This is a genomic window from Allobosea sp. 05T438 (assembly GCF_056396025.1).
In genome coordinates, this window is the sequence record NZ_JBFTKQ010000026.1 from 1 (window position 1) to 19725 (window position 19725).

Annotated in this window: 19 protein-coding genes; 6 read left to right on the top strand and 13 right to left on the bottom strand. The window is 66.8% G+C overall.

Annotation, left to right across the window (positions count from 1 at the left end):
- From rfbA to AC1DIN_RS27015, 5 genes are all read right to left on the bottom strand, one after another.
- The coding region (rfbA, locus tag AC1DIN_RS26995; RefSeq protein WP_476811979.1) for a glucose-1-phosphate thymidylyltransferase RfbA at positions 1-716 on the bottom strand (716 nt) is incomplete at its 3' end.
- A gap of 3 nt (positions 717-719) precedes the next feature.
- Complete coding sequence (gene rfbD / locus AC1DIN_RS27000) at positions 720-1613, bottom strand: dTDP-4-dehydrorhamnose reductase (RefSeq protein WP_476811980.1); 894 nt, start codon at positions 1611-1613, stop codon at positions 720-722.
- Complete coding sequence (gene rfbC, locus AC1DIN_RS27005; RefSeq protein ID WP_441470020.1) at positions 1613-2170, bottom strand: dTDP-4-dehydrorhamnose 3,5-epimerase; 558 nt, start codon at positions 2168-2170, stop codon at positions 1613-1615. Before rfbC ends, rfbD begins: the two co-directional genes overlap by 1 nt.
- A 16-nt stretch (positions 2171-2186) precedes the next feature.
- The gene (gene rfbB, locus AC1DIN_RS27010; RefSeq protein ID WP_476811981.1) at positions 2187-3242 is read right to left on the bottom strand and encodes a dTDP-glucose 4,6-dehydratase; all 1056 of its coding nucleotides are present in this window, start codon (positions 3240-3242) and stop codon (positions 2187-2189) included.
- A 107-nt stretch (positions 3243-3349) separates the two neighbouring features.
- Entirely contained in the window at positions 3350-4438 is a 1089-nt protein-coding gene (locus tag AC1DIN_RS27015) for a 2'-deoxycytidine 5'-triphosphate deaminase (protein ID WP_441473696.1), read from the bottom strand.
- A gap of 298 nt (positions 4439-4736) precedes the next feature.
- Here AC1DIN_RS27015 and apaG point away from each other — a divergent pair, with 298 nt between their 5' ends.
- Together apaG and argE are read left to right on the top strand one after the other, a co-directional pair.
- On the top strand, positions 4737-5129 hold the full coding sequence (apaG, locus tag AC1DIN_RS27020) for a Co2+/Mg2+ efflux protein ApaG (RefSeq protein ID WP_149131783.1): 393 nt from the start codon (positions 4737-4739) through the stop codon (positions 5127-5129).
- A complete protein-coding gene (argE, locus tag AC1DIN_RS27025; RefSeq protein WP_476811982.1) occupies positions 5126-6304 on the top strand; it encodes an acetylornithine deacetylase in 1179 nt (392 codons plus the stop codon). The genes apaG and argE overlap by 4 nt, the downstream gene beginning before the upstream one ends.
- 192 nt (positions 6305-6496) lie before the next feature.
- Here the strand turns inward: argE and AC1DIN_RS27030 are convergent, their stop codons facing one another.
- From AC1DIN_RS27030 to AC1DIN_RS27040, 3 genes are read right to left on the bottom strand one after another with little or no spacing between them, the layout of a single operon-like run.
- The gene (locus tag AC1DIN_RS27030) at positions 6497-7501 is read right to left on the bottom strand and encodes an Hsp33 family molecular chaperone (protein WP_441473698.1); all 1005 of its coding nucleotides are present in this window, start codon (positions 7499-7501) and stop codon (positions 6497-6499) included.
- Positions 7501-8421 carry an ornithine carbamoyltransferase gene (gene argF / locus AC1DIN_RS27035; RefSeq protein WP_441473699.1) on the bottom strand — a complete coding sequence of 307 codons (921 nt, stop codon included), beginning with the start codon at positions 8419-8421 and terminating at the stop codon, positions 7501-7503. Before argF ends, AC1DIN_RS27030 begins: the two co-directional genes overlap by 1 nt.
- Before the next feature lie 38 nt (positions 8422-8459).
- Positions 8460-9674 (bottom strand): acetylornithine transaminase, encoded by a 1215-nt coding sequence (locus tag AC1DIN_RS27040; RefSeq protein ID WP_476811983.1) that lies wholly within the window; start codon positions 9672-9674, stop codon positions 8460-8462.
- A 543-nt stretch (positions 9675-10217) separates the two neighbouring features.
- On the opposite strand from AC1DIN_RS27040, the gene AC1DIN_RS27045 reads away from it, so the two are divergent.
- The gene (locus AC1DIN_RS27045; RefSeq protein ID WP_441473701.1) at positions 10218-10766 is read left to right on the top strand and encodes a GcrA family cell cycle regulator; all 549 of its coding nucleotides are present in this window, start codon (positions 10218-10220) and stop codon (positions 10764-10766) included.
- Positions 10767-10955: 189 nt separating this feature from the next.
- Here AC1DIN_RS27045 and AC1DIN_RS27050 read toward each other — a convergent pair whose 3' ends face one another.
- From AC1DIN_RS27050 to AC1DIN_RS27070, 5 genes are all read right to left on the bottom strand, one after another.
- On the bottom strand, positions 10956-11999 hold the full coding sequence (locus AC1DIN_RS27050) for an amino acid ABC transporter permease (RefSeq protein WP_441473702.1): 1044 nt from the start codon (positions 11997-11999) through the stop codon (positions 10956-10958).
- The gene (locus AC1DIN_RS27055) at positions 11996-13159 is read right to left on the bottom strand and encodes an amino acid ABC transporter permease (protein WP_476811984.1); all 1164 of its coding nucleotides are present in this window, start codon (positions 13157-13159) and stop codon (positions 11996-11998) included. Before AC1DIN_RS27055 ends, AC1DIN_RS27050 begins: the two co-directional genes overlap by 4 nt.
- A 133-nt stretch (positions 13160-13292) precedes the next feature.
- Positions 13293-14324 carry an amino acid ABC transporter substrate-binding protein gene (locus AC1DIN_RS27060; RefSeq protein WP_476811985.1) on the bottom strand — a complete coding sequence of 344 codons (1032 nt, stop codon included), beginning with the start codon at positions 14322-14324 and terminating at the stop codon, positions 13293-13295.
- 200 nt (positions 14325-14524) lie between these two features.
- The gene (locus tag AC1DIN_RS27065) at positions 14525-15568 is read right to left on the bottom strand and encodes a GMP reductase (protein WP_441473705.1); all 1044 of its coding nucleotides are present in this window, start codon (positions 15566-15568) and stop codon (positions 14525-14527) included.
- A gap of 134 nt (positions 15569-15702) precedes the next feature.
- Positions 15703-16767, bottom strand: coding sequence for a DMT family transporter (locus AC1DIN_RS27070; protein WP_476811986.1), 1065 nt, complete (start codon positions 16765-16767; stop codon positions 15703-15705).
- A gap of 212 nt (positions 16768-16979) precedes the next feature.
- Here AC1DIN_RS27070 and AC1DIN_RS27075 point away from each other — a divergent pair, with 212 nt between their 5' ends.
- From AC1DIN_RS27075 to AC1DIN_RS27085, 3 genes are all read left to right on the top strand, one after another.
- Positions 16980-18089: an AbrB family transcriptional regulator gene (locus tag AC1DIN_RS27075; RefSeq protein WP_476811987.1), complete on the top strand. Its 1110-nt coding sequence runs from the start codon at positions 16980-16982 to the stop codon at positions 18087-18089.
- Positions 18090-18258: 169 nt separating this feature from the next.
- A complete protein-coding gene (locus AC1DIN_RS27080; RefSeq protein ID WP_441473708.1) occupies positions 18259-19005 on the top strand; it encodes an SDR family NAD(P)-dependent oxidoreductase in 747 nt (248 codons plus the stop codon).
- Positions 19006-19176: 171 nt separating this feature from the next.
- A complete protein-coding gene (locus AC1DIN_RS27085) occupies positions 19177-19692 on the top strand; it encodes an invasion associated locus B family protein (RefSeq protein WP_476811988.1) in 516 nt (171 codons plus the stop codon).
- The last annotated feature ends 33 nt before the right edge of the window (positions 19693-19725 follow it).

Sequence of the window (19725 nt, forward strand, 5' to 3'; positions counted from 1 at the left end):
GTGCGGACGAACTCGCCGGCCTCGAGCATGCTGTCGGGGGTGCCGGTGTCGAGCCAGGCGAAGCCGCGGCCCATGCATTCGACCGAAAGCTCGCCGCGTTCGAGATAGATGCGGTTGACGTCGGTGATCTCGAGCTCGCCGCGCGGCGAGGGCTTCAGGGTCTTCACGATCTCGACGACCTCGGCATCGTAGAAGTACAGCCCCGTCACGGCCCAGTTCGATTTCGGAACCTGCGGCTTCTCCTCGATCGAGATCGCCTTGCCGGTCGCGTCGAACGCGACCACGCCGTAGCGCTCGGGATCGCGCACATGATAGGCGAACACGCTCGCGCCCCTGGTTCGGGCCGCTGCCGAGGCCATCATCTCCGGCAGCGAGTGGCCGTAGTAGAGATTGTCGCCGAGAATCAGCACCGAGGGTTCGCCTGCGACGAAGTCGGCGCCGATCAGATAGGCCTGCGCGAGGCCGCCGGGATGGGGCTGCTCGGCATAGGAGAGGCTCATGCCCCAGTCCGAGCCATCGCCGAGCAGGCGCCGGAAGTTCGGCAGGTCGTGCGGGGTCGAGATGATCAGCACCTCGCGGATGCCGGCGAGCATCAGCGTCGAGAGCGGATAGTAGATCATCGGCTTGTCGTAGACCGGCAGAAGCTGCTTCGACATCGCCAGCGTCATCGGATGCAGCCGCGTGCCGGAGCCGCCGGCGAGGATGATGCCCTTCATCGTCTATTCCTGATCTGCGAGGAGCCGTTTGACGCAGGCCGAAAGCGAGGCCTGCCATTGCGGCAGGCTGACGCCGTGCGTCGCTGCCAGTTTCGTCGAGTCGAGCCGCGAATTCGCCGGCCGGCGCGCCGGCGTCGGATAATCCGTGGTGGCGATGCGCTTCACCGCGACCGGCTTGCCGCCAAGGCGCGCCTGTTCGGCGAAGATCGCCTCGGCAACATCGGCCCAGACGGCCTCGCCCCGGGCTGCCATATGGAAGATGCCGCGCAGGGAAGCCTCGCCCGGCCGCTCGGCGAGATTGCGCGCCACAGTGAAGATCGCGTCGGCAATGTCGAGCGCGCTGGTTGGACAGCCCTGCTGATCGGCGACGACGCCGACCTCGTCGCGCGTCTCGGCCAGGCGCAGCATGGTCTTGACGAAGTTCTTGCCGAAGGGGCTGTAGATCCAGGCGGTGCGCAGAACGGCATGGTTCGCCGTCGCCGCCGCGACGGCCTGCTCGCCGGCGAGCTTGCTCGCGCCATAGGCCGAGATCGGACCGGTCGCATCGTCCTCGCGATAGGGCCGGCCGAGTGTTCCGTCGAAGACGTAGTCGGTCGAGAGCTGGATGACGGGGATGCCGAGGGCGGCGGCCACGCGCGCCGCTTCGCCGGCCGCCTGGCCGTTGACGCGCATGGCGAGGTCGGGCTCGCTCTCGGCCTGATCCACAGCCGTGTAGGCCGCGGCATTGACGATGACGTCGGGCCTGGCCGCACGAAGAGCCGGCGCGATCGTCCGGTGATCGGCGAGATCGAGCTCCGGGCGGCGGATCGCGACGACCTCGGCACCCACCGGCACGCGTTCCAGCATGGCGCGGACGACCTGGCCGGTCCAACCGGTGACGGCGATGCGCAGGCCCATCAGTCGAAATAGCCCAGCATCTCGGCCAGGCGCGGATGCTTGCGGTCCTTGTCGGAGAGGGTCAGCGAGGCCAGCGGCAGCCCCCAGTCGATGCCCAGCGCCGGGTCGTCGAAGGCGAGCCCGTGGTCGTTCTCCGGCGCGTAGGGCGCCGTGACCTTGTAGAGCACCTCGGTGTCCGGCTCGAGCGTGACGAAACCATGCGCAAAGCCCACCGGAACCAGGAGCTGCCTCCAGTTCTCGGCGGAGAGCTCGACCGCGACATGCCTGCCGAAGCTCGGGGACGACGCCCGGATGTCGACGGCGACGTCGAGGATGCGTCCGCGCGTCACCCGCACCAGCTTGTCCTGCGCGAAGGGCGGGGACTGGAAATGCAGCCCGCGCAGCGTGCCGACCGCTGCCGAGAGCGACTGGTTGTCCTGGACGAAATCGAGATCGAGCCCGGCCTCGGCAAAGGCCTTGCGGCTCCAGGTCTCGGAGAAGAAGCCGCGGTGGTCGCCGAACTTCTTCGGCGAGATGATCTTGACGGCGGGAATCGCCGTTTCCTCGACGCTCAGCATCGCTTCCGTCTCCCGCTCAGGCCGCGCCGAGGCGTTCGCCGCGATAGCTGCCGGAGCGGATATCGCCCCACCAGCCGGGATTGGCGAGATACCACTCGACCGTGCGGCGCAGGCCCGTCTCGAAGGTCTGCTTCGGCGTCCAGCCGAGCTCGCGGCCGATCTTGCCGGCATCGATCGCATAGCGCGCATCATGGCCGGGACGATCGGTGACATAGGAGATCAGGCGCTCGCGCGGCCCCGCCGGATCGGGCCTGAGCTCGTCGAGGATGGTGCAGATCGCCTTCACCACCTCGAGGTTCGTCTTCTCGTTGTGACCGCCGATATTGTAGCTCTCGCCGATCTTCCCCGCCGTGGCCACGGTGAGCAGGGCGTCGGCGTGATCGTCGACATAGAGCCAGTCGCGCACATTGAGGCCGTTGCCGTAGACCGGCAGCTTCTTGCCCTCGAGCGCGTTGATGATCATCAGCGGGATCAGCTTCTCGGGGAAGTGATAGGGCCCGTAATTGTTCGAGCAGTTGGTCATCACCACCGGCAGGGCGTAGGTGTGGTGCCAGGCCCGCACGAGATGGTCCGAGGCCGCCTTGGACGCCGAATAGGGCGAGTTCGGCTGATAGGCGGTGTCCTCGCGGAAGAAGCCTTCCGCGCCCAGCGAGCCGAAGACCTCGTCGGTCGAGATGTGGTGGAAGCGGAAGCCTTGCTTTCGAGCCTCCGGCAGCGCCCGGTAATGCCGCAGCGCCTCCTGCAGCAGCGTGAAAGTGCCGACGACATTCGTCTCGATGAAGGCGGCCGGCCCGTCGATCGAGCGGTCGACATGGCTCTCCGCCGCCAGATGCATCACGATGTCCGGCTGGAAATCGGCGAAGATCGCCTGCATGCGCTCGCCGTCGCCGATATCCGCCTGCTCGAAACGATAGCGGTTGCTGCCCGCGACGGGTTCGAGCGAGGCGAGGTTGCCAGCATAGGTCAGCTTGTCGACGACGCAGACCTCATGCCCGGTCTCACCGATCAGCTTCCGCACAACCGCCGAACCAATGAACCCGGCGCCGCCGGTGACGAGATAACGCAAGGGCACGCCGCAGAACTCCGAGAAAGCCGGTGTCTTCAGCCGCAAGGCTCAGGGCAAGGACCAGCCTTGGGACGGCGTGTCAAGCATCGCGCCTTCGCCGCCTCTCGTCCCGGTCAGCCCTTGAAATGCTTGGAGAGCTTGAGGGCCTGGCCCTGATAGTTCGATTTCAGCCCGGCGCCATAGAGCGCCTCCGGCCGCGCCGCCATGGTCTCGTAGACCAGCCTTCCGACGATCTGGCCGTCCTCGATGATGAAGGGCACATCTCGGGAGCGGACCTCAAGCACGGCGCGCGCACCTTGTCCGCCGGCGGCGCCGTGGCCGAAGCCGGGATCGAAGAAACCCGCATAGTGCACCCGGAATTCGCCGACGAGCGCATCGAAGGGCGTCATCTCCGCGGCATAGTCCGGGGGGACGTGCACGGCTTCCTTGGAGGCGAGGATGTAGAACTGGCCAGGGTCGAGAATCATGCTGCGCGAGCCGTCGGCCGGAATCGGCTCCCAGAAGTCGACGGCGCGATAGGCGCCGACGCGATCGACATCGATCAGCGCGGTGTGATGCTTGCCGCGATAGCCGAGCAGCCCGTCGAAACCCGAGAGGTCGACGCTGACGGCAACGCCCCCCTGGAAAGAAGGTTCGGCGGCGCTGACCAGCGTCTCGCGCATATGGACATCTTCCAGAGCGCGGTCATCGAGCCTCGTCTCGCCGGCGCGGAAGCGGATCTGCGAGAGCCTGGAGCCGGACCGCACGAGCACCGGGAAGGTGCGCGGCGAGATCTCGATGAAGAGCGGCCCCTCATAGCCATCCTCGACCAAGTCGAATTCACGCGCGCGATCGGTGATGACACGCGTGAAGACGTCGAGACGGCCTGTCGAGCTCTTCGGATTGGCGGCGGCGCGCAGGCCCTTGGGCAGCTTCAGGCCTTCCATCAGCTCGGCGATGTAGACGCAGTCCGTTTCCAGCACCGCGCCGCGCGTCAGATCGATCTCATGCAGCGAGAGATCATCGATCCGGCTGCGCACCGTGCGCTCGGGGCCGGGCAGGAAGCTGGCGCGGACGCGATAAGCGCGATCGCCCAGCCGCAGATCGAGGCTCGCCGGCTGGATCTGCCCCTCGGCAGGCGGCCGGGCGAGCCTGATCGTGCCCTGCTCGATGAAGGCGCGGATGGAGCTGTCTGGCTGGATGCCGGGCGTGAAGGGCAGCATGCAAGGTCCGCGAGGATAATCGATCATAGCTAGCGAAGCGCTCCGGAAAGGCCAAGCACGGCCGAGTGCGTGCGGGCAATAGCCACAGGGTTGTCCACGCCAGAATCAGGACGGGGACGCATTGACGCTGCCGCCGGCAGGCCGATAACTGAGCCGTGGCGGCAGATGTCGTCACAGGCTAGAGAATCGGACCGAAAAGTGGATTCCACTTTTCGGGCAAATCCGATGCGACAGCAAAGAGATAGATCGCCACTTTGCGTCCGGAACGACGCGCGGCGATCTAGCCGGAGCCTCGACCATGTATCAGGCACAGACGCGCGGCGTGCGTGTGACCGTGGCGCCGTCCTTCCTGGAAGCGGAATCCTCGCATGCGCAGGGCCGCTATTTCTGGGCGTACGCGATCGAGATCGTGAATCTTTCGACGCAGACCATTCAGCTGATGACTCGTCACTGGTTCATCACCGACGGGCGCGGCGAGATGCACGAGGTGCGCGGTGAGGGCGTCGTCGGCAAGCAGCCGGTGCTTAGACCGGGCGAGAGCTTCAACTACACCTCCGGCTGTCCGCTGACGACGCCGGACGGCTCGATGCACGGTTTCTACGCCATGCAGGATGAGAGCGGCACGATCTTCGACGTGGAAGTGCCGCTCTTCCCGCTCGACTCCCCCTATGTGAAGAAGGTTCTGCATTGACCGCCTCCGCTCAAACCGGGCAGCGCTACACGCCGCTCGAGATGCTCGCCCGCCTCGTCGCCTTCGACACGGTCAGCGACAAATCCAACCTGCCGCTGATCGATTTCGTCGAGGATTATCTCGCCGGCTGGGGCGTGCCGTCCGTGCGCTTCCCGAATGCAGCGGGCGACAAGACGGCGCTGTTCGCGACCGTCGGCCCGCAGGATCGCGGCGGCGTCGTGCTGTCGGGGCATACCGACGTCGTGCCGGTTACCGGCCAGGCCTGGAGCCGCGACCCGTTCACGCTGCACGTCGAGAACGGCCGCGCCTATGGCCGCGGCGCCGTCGACATGAAGGGCTTCCTCGCGCTGGGGCTGGCGCTCGTGCCGGATTTCCTCGCCGCCGACCTCAACACGCCGATCCACCTGTTCCTGTCCTATGACGAGGAGGTGACCTGCCTCGGCGTCGTCGATGGCATCGCAGCGATGGGCAAGACGTTGCCGCGGCCGCGCGCGGTCATCGTCGGCGAGCCGACCTCGCTCGACATCTGCGACGCGCACAAGGGCGTCAGAACGTTCCAGACCGTCATCAAGGGCTTCGCCGCGCATTCCTCCAAGCCGCAGCTCGGCGCCAGCGCCGTCCATGCCGGGGCGCTGCTCGCGGCCGAGCTCGACCACATGGCCGAGGACGCCAAGCAGAAGCTGGATGCGAGCGGTCGCTTCGACCCGCCCTACGACACCGTCCATATCGGCTCGTTCCATGGCGGCATCGCCCGCAACATCCTGGCCGATCACAGCGAGATCCTCTGGGAGATCCGCACCCTGCCGACCTCCGATCCCGAGGCGGGTCCCGCACGCTTTGCCGGCGTGTCGGACAAGGTTCAGGCGCGCATGCGCTCGACCGCACCGAGCGCGGCGATCGAGACGGAAATGACCTCGGATGTGCCGGGGCTCGCGCCCGAGCCGGGCTCGGAGGCCGAGCGGCTCGCCATGCGCCTGTCCGGGCGCAACCACACCATCGCGGTCGCTTATGCGACAGAGGCAGGACATTTCCAGCATGCGGGGCTGGCGACCGTGGTGTGCGGGCCCGGTTCGATCGACCAGGCGCATCAGCCCGACGAATACATCACGCTGGAGCAGCTCCAGGCCGGTGAGGCGTTCATGCGCAAGCTGATGGCGGAGTGCCGGCAGGGTTAGGCTGCCCGCTGGCGCTCACGTCGCCCTCTCGCCGTCATGCTCGCCCTTGTGGCGAGCATCCACGTCTTGAACACAGCCTTCGGTCGGCGAAGCGAAGACGTGGATGGTCGGGACAAGCCCGACCATGACGGGAGTGCCGTGCTTGGAGATTCCCAGGTCGCCGCCTTGCGGCGCCCGAGAATGACGGCGAGGTCACAGCCCCGCTGACAATCCGTCCTCGACCTCGGCCGGGTCGAAGCTGTAGCGCCGCGAGCAGAACTCGCAGGTGACTCCGAGCTTGCCGTCATCGGCGATCATCGCGCGGCGGTCCTCGGGAGAGAAGCCGCGCAGCATCGTCAGCACGCGCTCGCGTGAACAGCGGCAGGCCTCGCGGACAAGGGCCGGCTCGAAGACACGGGCGCCGCGCTCATGGAAGAGCCGATAGAGCAGGCGCTCGCTCTCCAGCATCGGGTCGAGCAGCTCATGGTCCTCGACCGTCTCGACCAGCGAGCGCGCTTCCATCCAGGCATCATCGCTGATGCCGTCGGGGTCGCTGCCGGTCAGGATCTCATGCCCCTCGGGCGCATCGCCGGGATGGATGTCGGCCGCGCGCAGGCGATCGGGCGAATGCGGCATGAACTGGACGAGGATGCCGCCGGCGCGCCATTGCGGCCGGCCGCCGGTCGTGACCGTGCCCACGCCGAGCCGTACCCGGGTCGGGATCTGCTCGGACTGCCGGAAATACTGGTGCGCCGCCTCTTCGAGCCCCTGCCGCTTCAGCGCGACGATGCCCTGGTAGCGTGTCGTCGTCGTGCCTTGGTCGACGGTCATGGCGAGATGCCCCTCGCCCAGCAACTCGCCGGTCGAGAGCTTCTCGCGAGCGATCGCCTCGGCGAGCTTGGCTTCGTCGATATGGGCGACGGCGCGGAAATTGTCCGGCGCGTTGAAGTCGACCACCATCATCGAGATGGCGCCGTCGCTCTTGGTCTGGAGCTGGAAGCGGCCCTCGAACTTCAGCGCCGTGCCGAGCAGCACGGTCAGCGCGGCCGCCTCGCCCAGCACGCGCGAGACCGGCGCGGGATAGTCGTGCCGCTCGAGAATCGTGTCGATCGAGGGGCCCAGCCGCGCCACGCGGCCGCGCACGTCGAGATCGGGCACGGCGAAGGGCACGACCCGATCGTCGAGCCCCGCGGTGACGCCTGCGTCGTTGGCGGCCATCAGGCCGCCACTCCGCCGAAGCACCAGGCCAAGATGCCCTTCTGCGCATGCAGCCGGTTCTCGGCCTCGTCGAAGACTGCCGATTGCGGGCCATCCATGATCTGGTCGGTGACCTCCTCGCCCCGCGAGGCCGGCAGGCAATGCATGAAGATCGCGTCCTTCTCGGCACGGTCCATCAGCCTCTCGTCGACCTGATAGGGCCGCAGGAGGTTGTGGCGCGTGCCTTCCTCGTCACCCATCGAGACCCAGCAATCGGTGATGACGCAATCGGCGCCCTCCACCGCTTCCTCGGGCCGGCTGGTCAGCGAGAGCTTCGCGCCCTGCTTCTTGGCCCAGGCGATCAGGGCCGGAGGCGGCGCGAGTTCCTCGGGCGTCGCGATGGCGAGCTCGAAATCGAGCCGGCCGGCGGCATGGACCCAGGAGGTCAGCACGTTGTTGGTGTCGCCGGTCCAGGCGATGCGCTTGCCCTGGATCGAGCCCTTGCGCTCCTCGAAGGTCATGACATCGGCCATCACCTGGCAGGGATGCTGGCGCTTGGTCAGCCCGTTGATCACCGGCACGGTCGCATATTTCGCCATCTCGACCAGCGAATCGTGATCGAGGATGCGGATCATGATCGCATCGACATAGCGCGAGAGCACGCGGGCGGTGTCGGCGATCGTCTCGCGCTCGCCGAGCTCGATCTCATGGCCCGCGACCATCATCGGCGAGCCGCCGAGCTCGCGGATGCCGACGTCGAAGGATACGCGCGTGCGCAGCGAAGGCTGCTCGAAGATCATGGCGATGACCTTGCCTTCGAGCAGGCGATCCCCCGCAGCGGCCGGTGTACGGCGTCGCGATTTCATCTCCTCGCCGGCGCGCAGGATCGCGCGCAGCTCACTGCCGGAGAAATCGGAGAGATCGAGGAAATGGCGCGTCACGGGCGCTTCCTTCGCTTCGCGGGGTGGGTGGGTTGAACTTATTCGGCGGCCGGGCGCTTCAGCGACGCCTCGACGGCGCTCGCAGCCTTGTCGAGCCGCGAGACCGCCTCGGCGACATCCGCCTCGGTGATGATCAGCGGCGGCAGCAGGCGTACGACATTGTCGCCGGCGCCGACCACCAGCAGACCCTGCGCACGGGCCTCGTTGACGAAGTCGGTGTTCGGCGTGTGGAGCTTGAGGCCCAGCATCAGCCCCTCGCCGCGGATCTCGGCGACGACCTCCGGATGCTTGTCCTTCAACTCGGCCAGCGACTGCTTCAGCCGCAGCGAGATCTTGCCGACATTCTCGATGAAGCCCGGCGCCAGCACGACGTCGAGCACGGCATTGCCCACCGCCATGGCGAGCGGGTTGCCGCCGAAGGTGGTGCCGTGCGTGCCGAGCGTCATGCCGGAAGCGGCTTCCTCCGTCGCGAGGCAGGCGCCCATCGGGAAGCCGCCGCCGATGCCCTTGGCGATCGACATGATGTCCGGCATGACGCCGTACATCTCATGGGCGAAGAACTTGCCGGTGCGGCCGACGCCGGTCTGGATCTCGTCGAAGATCAGCAGCAGGCCGTGCTCGTCGCAGAGCTCGCGCAGGAGCTTGAGGAAGCGGGCCGGTACGGAGCGCAGGCCACCCTCGCCCTGGATCGGCTCGATCATCAGCGCGGCCGTCTCGGGCGTGATCGCGGCCCGCAGCGCCTTCTCGTCGTCGAAGGGAACCTGATCGAAGCCTTCGACCTTGGGGCCGAAGCCGTCGATATATTTCTGCTGGCCGCCGGCAGCGATGGTCGCCAGCGTCCGGCCGTGGAAGGCACCCTCGAAGGTGATGATGCGGTAGCGCTCGGGATGGCCCTTCGCGGCGTGATATTTCCGCGCCATCTTGATGGCGCACTCGTTCGCCTCGGCGCCCGAATTGGTGAAGAAGACGCGCTCGGCGAAGGTGGCCTCGCAGAGCCGCCGCGCCAGGCGTTCGCCGTCCGGCGCGCCATAGAGGTTCGAGGTGTGCCAGATCTTGCCAGCCTGCTCGGTCAGCGTCTTGACGAGATGCGGATGGGCGTGGCCGAGCGCGTTGACCGCGATGCCAGCGCCGAAATCGAGATACCGCGTGCCGTCAGCCGTGATCGCCCAGGGGCCTTCACCGCGCTCGAAGGCGACGGGGGCGCGGGCATAGGTCGGCACGAGCACGGACTGGCTGGCGGAAGCAGGAGCCATGGGGCGAAAATCCTCGCGAAGAGAGACGGGGTGAGAACGGATGGGCGCTGGATTGAGAACGACGATCCGGGATGGGTGCTGCTGGCATGCAGCCATGATACGACCCGGGGACGACGTTATCGTCGCACCCAGCTCCTGACCTCTCGTCGCGCCGTCATCCGCATCGTTCGGGGCCTTGATCCGCAAACATAAGCGCCGCCCGAACGGGGCGGCGTCACCTTGTGGATAAATATGCTTAAGGCGGCCGGAGCTGTCAATTCAAAGCCGCGCTGTCGGTGTTGCCGAAAGGATTCGCTTGACGGCGCAATCGCGAATCGCCTGGGGAAAAGCTGTTTTCGGATTCGCCGACTCTTGTTCGCGAGTCACCGCAGCTTGTATGGTCTGCCTTGTCAGATACGACATTTCGTGCGGCGTCCCCTGTACCGTCTGTTGCGGCAGCAACGGCATTGTCCCCGTGACAAGGCCGCTGATCCCGGATTCCGTCACGAAGCGCCCTTAAAGGCTGGCCTCGCAAGGGCTGGCCGGACAAGACAGGTGATGCGGATGAACGAAGCCGGAGCATGGACTGACGAACGCGTCGAACTGCTCAAGAAGCTCTGGAGCGATGGGCTGAGCGCCAGCCAGATCGCCGCCGAGCTGGGCAATGTCACGCGCAATGCGGTGATCGGAAAGGTTCACCGTCTCGGCCTTTCTGGCCGAGCCAAGAGTGCGGCCCAGCCGGCCGCGCCGCGCAATGCCGCACCCCGCAAGGCGCCGCCGCGCTCGCCGAGCCATCCGATGGCGAGCCCGGCCGCGAACGCCACGCGCGGCGCCCACGCGCTGGCCCCCGCCTTCGCGCCGGAGGCCGAACTCGAGGCCGAGACTGCGCCGCTGCCTTCCGAGGATGTGGTGATCCCGTTCTCGGAGCGCGTCACCATCATGGAACTGCGCGAGTATATGTGCCGCTGGCCGATGGGCGACCCGACGACCCCGGATTTCCGTTTCTGCGGCGCGCGCTCGCAGACCGGCCTGCCCTATTGCAGCCACCACTCGCGCATCGCCTACCAGCCCGCCGCCGACCGCCGGCGCGACCGGAGCAAGGTACGGGCCTGAGCCGCGAGCAATCACGGACACAAAAAAGCCGGCCTTCGGGCCGGTTTTTTTGTGCGCGCCCGGAAAGCACGTCATGGCCGGGCTTGACCCGACCCTCTCCGGCTGAAGGAGGCACCGGTGGCGTCGCGTCATGAGATTCTCGGGTCTGCGCTTCGCCGCGCTGAGGAATGACGGCAGGAGTCCACCCCCTCAAAGGCGCCGACGGTTCTCCAGCGATCGGCTCCAGCGCGAGAGCGCGAAACAGATCAGCCAGTAGATCGCGCCGGAAAAGGCATAGGCCTCCATGTTCATGCCGACCCAGTTGGGATCGGCGAGCGAGGCCTGGGCGATGCCGAGCAGGTCGAGGATCGAGACCACCAGCACCAGCGTGGTGTTCTTGATCAGCGCGATGAACTCGTTGGTCATCGCCGGCAGCGAGATGCGCAGCGCCTGCGGCAGGACGATGAGGCCCGTCGCCTTCCAGTAGTTGAGGCCGAGCGCTGTGGCCGCCTCGCGCTGGCCCTTGGGAAGCGCCTGCAGGCCGCCACGCACGGCTTCCGCCATATAGGCGGCGATCACGAAGCCGAGGCCGATCACGGCGCGCGCCAGCCGGTCGATGCCGATGCCGCCCGGCAGGATCAGCGGCAGCAGCAGCGAGGCCAGGAAGATGACGGCAATGATCGGCACGCCGCGCCAGAACTCGATGAAGACGATGCTGATCAGCCGGATGACGCGCAACTGCGACTGGCGCCCGAGCGCGAAAAGGATGCCGAGCGGGATCGCGATCAGGCTCGAATAGATCGAGATGAACAGGGTCAGCATCAGCCCGCCCCATTCGCGCGTCTCGATATAGCGCAAGCCGAACCCGCCCGAGAGCAGCCAGATGCCGAGCGGCGGCAGGATCACGAGCATGGCGATGCCGAGCTTCAGCCTGAGTCGCTGCGGGGCGAAAACGACTGCCGCGATGCCGAGGACGAAGGCGATGCCCGCGATATCAACCCGCCAGCGTTGGTCCGGGGGATAGAGCCCGTACATGAACTGGCCGAAGCGGGCGCGGATGAAGACCCAGCAGGCACCGCCGGGCGCGCAATCGGCCCGCGTCGTGCCGACCCAGGTCGCGTCGATCAGCGCCCAGCGGATCAGCGGCACCGCGACCCAGGCGATGGCAAGCGCCAGGACCACGCTGACGAAGCCGGTGAAGGGCGTGCCGAACAGGCGTTCGCGCCAGAGGGAGAGGGACGAGGCGCGGTTCATCGCGTCACCAGGGCGATACGGGCGTTGTACCAGTTCATGATCGCCGACACCGCCAGGCCGATGACGAGATAGACGGCGAGCGTCATGGCGATGATCTCGATGGCCTGGCCGGTATTGTTGAGCGCCGAGCCCATGAACAGGCTGACCACGTCGGGATAAGCGATGGCCGCACCGAAGGACGAGTTCTTCAGAACGTTGAGATACTGGTTGGTCAGCGGCGGGATCATCACGCGCAGCGCCTGCGGGATGGTGACGAGGCGCAGGATCTGCCCCGGGCGCAGCCCCAGGGCCGATCCGGCCTCGGTCTGCCCATGCGAGACCGACTGGATGCCGCCGCGCACGATCTCGGCGATGAAGCCCGCCGTATAGGTGACGAGTGCCGCGAGCAGCGCGACGAATTCAGGGATGACGGCGAAGCCGCCGCGATAATTGAAGCCGCGCAGTGCCGGAACGTCCCAGCGCGTCGCCAGCGTCGCCCAGACCAGAGCCAGCAGCGGCACGGCGAGCAGCAGGACGAGGCCGACCCGCAGCGTCGGTGCATGCAGCCCGGTACGCTCCTGGCGCCGGCGCGCCCAGATCGAGAAGGCCCAGTAGGCGAGGACGCTGACGAGGATCACGAGGCCGGCGACCCGGAAATTCTCCAGCCCTGCTGGAAGCGGGATCGTCACGCCGCGATTGTTGAGGAAGGCGACGCCGAACAGGCTGATGCTCTGACGCGGAGCCGGCAACGCCGCGATGATGCCGAAATACCAGAACAGCACGAAGAACAGCAGCGGGATGTTGCGGACGAACTCGATATAGGCCCCGGCAATGGTCGAGATCAGCCAGTGCGAGGACAGCCGGGCAATGCCGACGACGAAGCCGAGCAGCGTCGCCAGCACGATCGCGATCACCGTCACCAGCATGGTGTTGGCGACGCCGACCCAGAACAGACCGAGGATGTTGTCGGCCTGGGTATAGCCGGTCAGGACGAAGGGCACCTCGATGCCGGAGGTGCGCCAGAGGAAGTCGAAGCCGGAGGCGATGCCGGCCTTGACCATGTTCTCCGAGGCGTTGCGCACGAAGAAGACGGTCATGCCGACGAGGAAGACGACGACCGCGATCTGGTAGATCCAGTCGCGGACGCGCTTGTCGTTGATGAGAGAGAAGAAGCTGCTCACGCCGGCCTCGATCGGGAGTCGCGGGCGTCATCCCCGGGCGCCGCGAAGCGCAGTCCCGGGAATCTCGTGACGCTCAGCCTGGTTTCCGAGATGGCCGGGTCAAAGCCCGGCCATGACGTGCTTCAAGCGGCTCTCACTGGAAGGGCGGGGTGAAGAGCAGGCCGCCCTTGGTCCAGAGCTGGTTCTGGCCGCGCTCGAGCTTCAGCGGCGAGCCCATGCCGACGGTGCGCTCGTAGCTTTCGCCGTAGTTTCCGACCTGCTTGATCGCGTTGTACATCCAGTCGTTCGACAGCCCCATCATCGCACCGAAGCCACCCTCGGCGCCGAGCAGGCGGCGCACTTCCGTGTTCTTCGAATTGGCCTTCATGTCGTCGACGTTCTTGGAGGTGACGCCGAGCGCCTCGGCGGCGATCGTGCCGTTCAGCACCCAGCGCACGATGAGCTGCCAGCGCTCGTCGCCCCAGCGCGTCACCGGGCCCTGCGGATCGTTCGAGATCGGCTGGGTCAGGATGATGTGCTCGTCGGGGTTCTTGAGCTTGGCACGCTGGCCGGCAAGGGCGCCGACGCCGGCCGTATAGGCGTCGCAGCGGCCCGAATCATAGGCGGTGATGGCGTCGTCGTTCTTCTGGAAATTGGTGATGGTGACCTTGAGATTGCGCTCGCGGAACCAGTCGGCGGCGTTCTTCTCCTCGGTCGAGCCGGCAGCGACGCAGACCGAGGCGCCGTCGAGGCCAGCGGCTTCCTTCACGCCCGTCGACTTGCGGACGACGAAGGTCTGGCCCTCGTAGAAATTGATGCCCTGGAAATTGAGGCCGAGCGTGGCGTTGCGCGAGAAGGTGATGGTCGAGTTGCGCGAGAGCACATCGACCTGGCCCGATTGCAGGATCGGCCAGCGCTGCTGCACCGAGGTCGGCGTGTACTTCACCTTGCTGGCATCACCGAGCACCGCGGCGGCGAGCGCCCGGCAGTAGTCGACGTCGAGACCGGTCCACTCGCCCTTGTCATTGGCGAAGGAGAAGCCGGGCAGGCCGAGATGCACGCCGCATTCGAGATTGCCGCGTGCCTTGACCGCATCCAGCGTCGGGCTCGGGGCGAGCTGCTGCGCCTGCGCAAGCGAGATTCCGGCAGCAAGAACGCCCGCCACGCTCAAAATTCTGAAGGTCATATCCGTCTCCCCGAAGCCATTGGCGGCCTTCTGTGCTGGAAGCGGGACTATGCAACAGCCGCACCGAAAGCGATAGCACCCGGCACGCGCTCGCTTCGGCGCGGCGCCTGAACCCTGTCGAAGGCTGTCAGGAGGCGCGTGCAGCCGAGATTTCGGAAGGCTGATCGCGGCCGGCGTTCCGGCGGCCTGAGCCGAAGGGCTCAGTTGCCGAACACGGTGTTGAGCTGGCTGCCGACCATGATGAAGGTGGTGCGCTTGGCCACCTCCTTGAGGCTGACCGCGCCGATATAGGTCATCGCCGAGCGCACGCCGCCCATCAGTTCCTGCATCGTGCCCTCGACCGGGCCGCGATAGGGCACCTCGACCGTCTTGCCCTCGGATGCCCGGTACTTGGCGACGCCGCCGGAATACTTGTTCATCGCGGTGTCGGAGGACATGCCGTAGAAGGTCATGGCGACCGGCACCTTCTCGCCGCCGCGCTCCTCGTAGCGGATCTCGCCCTCGCATTCGTCATGGCCGGCGAGCATGCCGCCCATCATCACGAAGTCGGAGCCGCCACCGAAGGCCTTGGCGACATCGCCGGGCACGGTCAGGCCGCCATCGCCGCAGACCAGGCCCTTGAGCCCGTGCGCGGCATCGGAGCATTCGATGATCGCCGAGAGCTGGGGATAGCCGACGCCAGTCATCTTGCGGGTGGTGCAGACCGAGCCCGGGCCGATGCCGACCTTGATGATATCGGCCCCGGCGAGCAGCAGCGCCTCGGTCATGTCGCCGGTGACCACGTTACCGGCCATGATCGCCGCCTCCGGGAAAGCGGCGCGCGTGGCCTTGACCGTGTCGACGAACTTCTCGGTGTAGCCGTTGGCGACGTCGAGGCAGATCTTGCTGATCGGCGACTGAGCATGGACCGCCTTGAGCTTGTCATGGTCGGTGTCGGTCGTGCCGAGCGAGTAGAAGGCGTTGGCCGATCCTGGCTCGCGGAAGAAGGCGATCAACTCCTCGGCGCTGTAGTGCTTGTGCAGTGCCACCATGGCGCCGTGCTTCAGCAGTGCCCGCGCCATGCTCATCGTGCCGACCACGTCCATGTTGGCGGCGATCAGCGGGAAGCCCTTCCACTCCTTGCCCGTATGGGCGAAGCGGAAGCTGCGCTCGACATCGACTTCGGCGCGGCTGCCGAGCGTCGAACGCTTCGGACGGATCAGCACGTCGCGGAAGTCGAGCTTCGGGTCGTTTTCGATGCGCATGATTGGCCTCTGGTGGCGTTCCGGGGGGCTGGAGCCGGAATCCCGAGGGCTTTTGCTCGGGTGACGCACGCGGAAGAGGCGTGCGCCGACACATAGCGCCCGGCCCCTCGCGATGCAATCCGGGGTCTTCCGGCTCAGGCCGAGGCAGGCGAGACCGGCGGCCTCGCGTTCTTGCGGATGGTGTAGAGCGTTGCGCCGATCACGATGACAGCGCCGATCCAGGTGGTGAGCGCCGGTATCTCGGCGAAGAAGACGAAGCCGGTGAAACTCGCCAGCAGCAGGCGGCTGAAGTCGAGCGGCGCCAGCGCTGCCGCCTCGCCGACCTGATAGGCGCGGGTGATCAGCCACTGCCCGGCGGTGCCGAACACGCTCAGGACGACAAGCCAGAACCACTGGTTCGGCGTCGGCGGCTGCCACCAGAGCCAGCACGGCACGGCGAGCAGGGCGATCAGCACGATGCCCTGGTAGAGCAGGATGGTGTCCGTGCGCTCGCTTGCCGCAAGCTTGCGGACGCTGACGGTGATGCCGGCGCCGAAGATGGCCCCGGCGACGGAGAGCAGCGCATAGATATCGAGCCCCTCGCTGCTCGGACGCAGCATGATCAGCACGCCGATGAAGCCGATGATGGTCGCGGCCCAGCGCCGGCCATCGACCGCTTCCTTCAGCACCAGCACCGCGGCGATGGTGACGAAGAGGACCTGGCTGAAGCCGATCGCCGTCGCCTGCGCGAGCGGAATCTTGACCACGGCGGTGAAGCCGCAAAGCATGGAGAGCAGCGTGATCACGCTGCGGAAGACCTGCAGGCCGAGACGCTCCGTATGCAGCGCACGGCGCAGGCTGCCCGCTGCGAAGGCGAGCAGGATCGCGGTCATGATCACCTGCCGGATCAGCAGGATCTGCACCAGCGGGATCGCCTGGCCGACATGCTTGATGCCGGCGACCATCACCGCATAGACCAGCAAGGCGGAGATCATGAAGACGGAGCCCCGCAGATTGGGGCTGGCGCCACGCCACCAATGCCGCAGCCGGCGCAGGGCCTGTCTCCGGCCCCCCGGCACCTCGGCGAGGACGATCGGACCGGACGCGTCGGGTGCGACCAACTCGTCGGCGAGCGGCGGCGCAGCCGGCTCCTGCCAGGCGGGCGCTTCGCCTTCCACATCCGTCCGGCTTTGCCGGCCGGCCTGCCGATCCTCGCTCATCGCCCCTCGACTCGGCCGGCATCGGCCGGTCCCGCGTTTCCGCTTCGCGCAAATCATTGATGAAGCGCGGCAATCCGGCCAATGACAATGTCACATGACCGGGTTGTGCCGGCGGCGCGGCCGGAGCGGAGCCGGCATTTCCCGCCAGGGGGTGGGCAACCTCACCAACAGGCTCTAGGAGGGCTCCGGTTTCTGTGCCGCGGAGCACGCGCTTGAAAGTTCTGCTCGAGGATTTCGCGAACGGTGTTCGGGCCCTGGCGCCGAGTTGCTTCCCCTATCGGCGTTTCGCCCTGGCACTGGCGCTCGGCGGACTCGGGGGCTGGCTGTTCGTGCAGGCGCGGCTGCCGCTGCCCTGGATGCTGGGCTCGATGGTGTTCTGCACGGCCGCAGCGCTGATCAAGCTGCGCGTCGCCGCGCCGCCGGTGATCCGGCCGCCGATGACGGCGGTGATCGGCGTGATGCTCGGCGCCTCCTTCAAGCCCGATGTCGTAGCGCAGCTGCCGAACTGGCTGCCGACGCTGGCCGGGCTCGTGCTGTTCATGGTCGCCTGCGGCCTGTGCTGCGTCGGCTATTTCCGCCGCGTTGCCGGCTTCGACCCGGTCACCGCCTTCTTTTCCGGCATGCCGGGCGGGCTCATCGAGATGGTGACGGTCGGCGAGGAGAAGGGCGGCGATGCCCGCATCATCGCCCTGATCCACTCCGCCCGCATCCTGCTGGTGGTCATGACCCTGCCCTTCATCGTGCAATGGATCGGCGGCGTCTCCCTCGGGGGCGGGCGTGTCGCCGGACCATCGTTCGCGCAGACGCCGCTCGGCTCCGAACTCTGGCTCATCAGCTGCGGCATCCTCGGCGTGATCGCCGGTCACTGGCTCAAATTGCCGGCTAAATACCTACTCGGACCGATGCTGGTCAGCGCGATCGTCCATGTCACCGGCCTCAGCGCGGCGGTGCCGCCGGCGGAGATCGTCAATGCGGCGCAGCTTGTGCTCGGCGTTACCATCGGCTGCCGCTTCGTCGGCACGGCGCCCCGCATCATCCTGCGTGTGCTGCTGCTCTCGGTCGGCTCGACCGTGATCCTGCTCGCGCTGACGCTGAGCTTCGCCTGGCTGGTCGCGCTCGTCTCGGTGCACGGCCATGTACCGCTGATCCTCGCCTATTCGCCGGGCGGCCTCGCCGAGATGAGCCTGATCGCGCTGGCGCTGCACACCGAAGTCGCCTTCGTCGCGGCGCACCACATCGTCCGCGTCTTTCTGGTGATGGTCTCGGCCGGGCCGATCTTCGGGCTGATCGGCCGCCGCGAGAAGACCGCGCCGGCGGAATAGCGCCGCGCCAACCGGCTCCGGCGACCAAGCGGGTCGGCGCCTGCGACAATTCCGGCATCTTGGCGTTTTGCATGACCGGTCTGCACCAGCCGTCGAAAGCGGGGCGTCCTCTGGCCGGTGCCGCTCGGCGAAGCTAGGGTGATTCGAACGACAGGGGAGGCTGACGAACATGAACCAAATCGATTTAAAGAACCGTGTCGCCATCGTCACCGGCGGAGCGCAGGGGATTGGGCGGGCCGTCGCTGAGCGCTTCGCCGCCAGCGGCGCGACGGTCGCGATCTGGGATGTCGACGGAGCGCTCGCGGAGAAGGCCGCCGCCGAGATCGGCCATGGCGCCATCGGCGTCGCCGTGGACGTGACGGACGCAGCCGCCGTGCAGAAGGCGAGCGACGCGCTCGAAGCGAAGCTCGGCAGCATCGACATCCTCGTCACCAGCGCGGGTATCGCCGGCCCCAACCACAAGACCTGGGAATACCCGCTCGAGGACTGGGCGCGCGTCATGAAGCTCAATGTCGACGGCACGCTGCATTGTTGCCGGTCGGTCATTCCCGGCATGGTCAAGCGCAACTACGGCCGCATCGTCCTCGTCGCCTCGATCGCCGGCAAGGAAGGCAACCCTAACGCCTCGGCCTATTCGGCCTCGAAGGCGGCGGTGATCGCGCTGACGAAATCCCTCGGCAAGGAGCTCGCCGACAAGGACATCGCCGTGAACTGCATCACCCCGGCTGCCGCACGCACCCGCATCTTCGACCAGATGAGCGAGGAGCATATCGGCTACATGCTGGCCAAGATCCCGCGCGGGCGCTTCCTGCTGCCGGAGGAGGTTGCCTCGATGGTCGCCTTCCTGGCCTCGGCCGAAAACAGCTTCACCACCGCCGGCGTCTTCGACCTCTCGGGTGGACGGGCAACCTACTGACGCAAACGCCGAAGATCGAGCTGCGCCGGCCGGGAGGATTTCCCTGGTCCGGCGCAGCGCCTGAATGCCCGCGCCCTGGCCTGCGCCAGATAGACGCACAAATATCTTGATCATGTTTACGCCTCGGTAAGGCTCTCTTTTCACCCTGAAGGGGTAAAAGGAGATAAAACGATGATCAAGATGGCGCTCTCAACAGCCGCCCTCGTCCTTCTGACGGCCTCGGCAGCTCAAGCCGTCACCGCCAAATCGCTCGGACAGTTCAGCGACTGGAGCGCGGCGACCTATGAGCAAGGCGATACGCAGCGTTGCTTCATCATGAGCACGCCATCGACTGAAGAACCTTCCAGCCTGCGCCATGGGGAAGTGTTCTTCTTCATGCAGACGGGCGGCAGCGACAGCAATACGGAATCGAGCTTCCAGACCGGCTACGACTTCGCCAAGAACTCGGTCGTGACCGTCACCATCGGCGACGACAGTTTCCGCATGCTGACCGAAGGCAACAACGCCTGGCTCGAGCGGCTGGAACGCGAGCCGGCGCTGCTCGCTGCGATGCGGGCGGGCAACAGCATGGTGCTGGAAGCGCGCTCCGCCCGCGGCAATGCGACGACCTACACCTTCTCGCTTGCCGGCGTCACAGCCGCCTCCCGCATGATGCAGCGCTGCAATGCGGGGGCGGCACAGAGCTAGAACAGGACCTTTGCGAAAAACCGGTTCCCAGTT